Raw genomic sequence first — 3388 nt, forward strand, 5'->3', positions numbered from 1 at the left:
TACTCTCTTCGTCAGCTTTAGTATGCCATTTTTCATTTAAAGACTCTTTATTACTACATGCAGACAAGAATAACCCTACTACTATAGAAAAAAAGAATATATAAGTTACTTTTTTTATCATATTAAATATAAATCCTTTCTATACTATATTTATTCCTGTACTGGCAGCACTTTTGAAGGAATAGGAAGTGGCACATCTGGACGATATAAATACCCTTCGTAAACAGTATGTGCATGTGTATCAGTTCTAGTTGTTCTAGTAAGCCATCCTCTATACAATTCAGTGTAAAATCTTTGCTGAATATAATATGTTGCGGGTGGCTGATTGCCTAGATTGAGAGGCACAGAATACCATACTTTATAAGGATTGGGAGTCGATTGAATAGTTATATCTTTACTATTAACTACATTGGTTTGCAAACTAGTATTTTCTGTAGCTTCTACCGTATAATAATTTGAAGAGAATAACACAAAAAGCATGCTCAACAATGCTATAATGCCTAACACTTTTTTTGTTTTCATAATTCTACATCTCCTTTTTAATTTATTTATCTTCATCTTCATGGATTGAAGTTGGTACATATGGAGCCTTAGGAATATTTCCTGAATAAGTAACAACTATATGGGTTGCAGATATATAAAATTTTTCTATCGATATATAGCCTGCATATCCACCACTCAGTGAAACCCAAATTTGTTGCGGAAGTGGTTTTTTAGATTGATCTGGACGGTTATCGGAAATGGTCACAATCGGCTAAAAAGCACCAACCTTCTTGAACGACTGAACCAGGAAGTCCGCAGAAGAGAAAAGATTATTCGGATTTTTCCCAACCGAACGTCTGCCAATCGATTAATTGGAGCTGTCCTTATGGACCTTCATGACGAATGGCTCAGTTCTACAAGAAAATATATTAAGTTTGATCAATGAGAGACCGGTAAAACATTGTATAGTATTTTACACAGGATTATGGACTTGACTCATATATGACAATTAAGATTAATCTATAGCTAATTATACTAAAACTAGTTAAATTAGCTATAGATTAATCTTTATTTTACTCAAAGAAAAAGCACAAGCTAGAATGATTAGCTTGTGCTTTTTACAAATCAATACATGAAATTACCCAATTTCATGTATTAAAAAAATATGAAGGATTTGATATCAATGAAAAATTTTAATAAATGGATAACAGAGAGACCACTGTCTTTTTACATAGGTTGGATTGGTTTAATTATACTCGGAGCTAATCATTATTTTTTCCCAGATCAGTTTTTATACTCAGATCAACTATCTTTTTTGTGTTACAATAATTATACAAATAAAAAAGTGAGGTGCTTCGTATGTTGAAAATGTTAGATGTAAAAACAAAATCGATCACAGAAGCTAAAAAAGACTTTTCAAAAATTATAAAAGACACGAGTAAAACAGGAGAACCAACCTTTATTTTTAACCATAATAAACCTGAAGCTGTTATCCTCAGTAATGCCGTATATGAAAAATTAGTGAAAGATTACAACGAATTGGAAAACAAACTATTTTATAGTCAATTAAATGATCGAGTAACAGCCGGACCAGTTGAACTCATTTCAGCTACTGAAGTGATCGAATCAAATCAAGAGCATAACCCATTTGCTGCTTTATCCGATAAGGACCTATTTGATTAATGGCAAAGGTATTTTTTTGGAAAGAAGCAGTAAAAGACTATAAAAAATTAGACGGCATGTTAAAACAATGGGTAGATGCTGCTGGAGAACGGTTAAGTATCCGAGGATCTGAAATTGGGAAAGATCTTGGAAATACAACGTATTCAAAATTAGCCGGTTTTAAAGAATTAAAGAACCAAAAATTAGGTATTCGTCTCATATTTAAACCAACAACAGACAATCAAATAGAAATTATTGAGATTGTGGCCATTGGCAAAAGAGAAGAAGAAAAAGTATTTTTAACCGCTGAAAAAAGCATCTCTGAAATTGAAAAAAATCTTTTACAGAACCAATTTAAAAAGAAAGATAGCCGCTTATTTTTAGTAGCTACCTTTCTTTTTAAATACCTGATTTTATCTAATTTCATGTATTTAATTAATCGATTTTATTTCTTTGCTAAAGTAAATCGTTCAATTACATGTGAAGTAAGTTATACTTACATTGCATTATATATGAATTTTTATTGGGGGTTTTTAATGATTTATGCTACAGGAATAAGTTTTAAGAAAGACGCTGTTAAAACTTTGGAAAGTATTGTTCGGATTAAATTAGAAGCTGATGAAAATGAAACATGGAAACTCAGTGACAAAAAAATAGATGGATGGTACTCAAAAGAAGACATTCATCGTTGGCTCACATCTTTTAGGGAAAAAGGTTTTAAAATTAAAGTTAAATTAATGCCTTACTCTGAATTAGAACCTGTTGAAAATAATGGAGTTAAATACGTTCGTGCAGTTGCCGATAGTACAGAGAAAAACAATTTACTAAAATTACAAAATTATTCTGAAAAATAATTACATTTTTAAAAAAAGTAGTGATCAAAAATTAATTTGACCTACTGCTTTTTTTACATGAGTGCAACGAATTTTTAAAGTATCGCAAAAGCACACCTTTTTATGTATAGTATATTAAAACTATACATATCATTAATTTTATTAAGGAGGAGTTGTAACATGGTTGGTGAATTACTTGCGCTAGGTAATGCTTTAAAAGGGATAGTTAATTCGGGAGTTGCTGATCAAGCAATTAGTCTAATCTCAACTGTAAAAGAAGGACAGGATAGCAAAAAAACTATTAATGCATACGAAGATGCTTTCAATAAATTAATTCATGAAAATCAAGAATTAAAATCAATTGCATTAAGATATAAAGATGAGTATGACCAGATTTATTTAAGTGAGACAGATATAGAGTATTTACAAAAAACAGCAACTAGATTAATAAATATGTTCATGCCTGAAGTTAGTGATAAATCAAAAAGAGAACTTCGAGAAAGTTTATTAGAGCAAGGGCATAAGGAAGAAGAAATAGAAGCTTATGTAAAAGATTGGGCGAAAAACCAAGAAGAACAGAGAACAAATTTTGAACAGTTAGTTGACTTAATTCAAGTGGACACGCTACGAACTATGCAATTATTAGGCTTCAATTATAGACAAGCTATCGGAGAACCGTTAACAGAGATAACGGCAAAACTTATAGCAAACTCTTTAAATGAAGATAGCCAAAATAAACAATAAGATATTTTCGTTGTTTTTAGGCCTTATGTAAGTACAAGCAAAGATCACCAGTCGAACTAAAATGGACCTTATGTAAAATACATTTAAAAAAAGAGTCCTTATGCGGTTCTGTTGCAAAGTTTTAAATCTACTATCAAATAAGGCAGAATAATAGAAAAAGATAGCAA

Annotated in this window: 5 protein-coding genes and 1 pseudogene; 4 read left to right on the forward strand and 2 right to left on the reverse strand. The window is 30.8% G+C overall.

Going from position 1 to position 3388, the window contains the following annotated elements; translation table 11 throughout:
• Window positions 1-150 precede the first annotated feature (150 nt).
• Window positions 151-522: a hypothetical protein gene (locus tag ACRCJ0_RS10905; RefSeq protein ID WP_431390454.1), complete on the reverse strand. Its 372-nt coding sequence runs from the start codon at window positions 520-522 to the stop codon at window positions 151-153.
• A 22-nt stretch (window positions 523-544) separates the two neighbouring features.
• On the reverse strand, window positions 545-748 hold the full coding sequence (locus ACRCJ0_RS10910) for a hypothetical protein (protein WP_431390457.1): 204 nt from the start codon (window positions 746-748) through the stop codon (window positions 545-547).
• On the opposite strand from ACRCJ0_RS10910, the pseudogene ACRCJ0_RS10915 reads away from it, so the two are divergent.
• The 4 genes and pseudogenes from ACRCJ0_RS10915 to ACRCJ0_RS10930 form a co-directional block, all read left to right on the forward strand.
• Window positions 725-928: pseudogene (locus tag ACRCJ0_RS10915) on the forward strand (transposase); the annotation flags it as partial. The gene ACRCJ0_RS10910 and the pseudogene ACRCJ0_RS10915 sit on opposite strands and share 24 nt — an antisense overlap.
• A gap of 413 nt (window positions 929-1341) precedes the next feature.
• Window positions 1342-1665 carry a type II toxin-antitoxin system Phd/YefM family antitoxin gene (locus ACRCJ0_RS10920; protein ID WP_431390455.1) on the forward strand — a complete coding sequence of 108 codons (324 nt, stop codon included), beginning with the start codon at window positions 1342-1344 and terminating at the stop codon, window positions 1663-1665.
• A complete protein-coding gene (locus ACRCJ0_RS10925; RefSeq protein WP_431390456.1) occupies window positions 1665-2498 on the forward strand; it encodes a DUF3892 domain-containing protein in 834 nt (277 codons plus the stop codon). Before ACRCJ0_RS10920 ends, ACRCJ0_RS10925 begins: the two co-directional genes overlap by 1 nt.
• Before the next feature lie 159 nt (window positions 2499-2657).
• Window positions 2658-3221, forward strand: a complete 564-nt coding sequence (locus tag ACRCJ0_RS10930; protein ID WP_085390757.1) for a hypothetical protein — start codon at window positions 2658-2660, stop codon at window positions 3219-3221.
• The last annotated feature ends 167 nt before the right edge of the window (window positions 3222-3388 follow it).

It is taken from the genome of Aerococcus sp. L_32 (assembly GCF_050689315.1).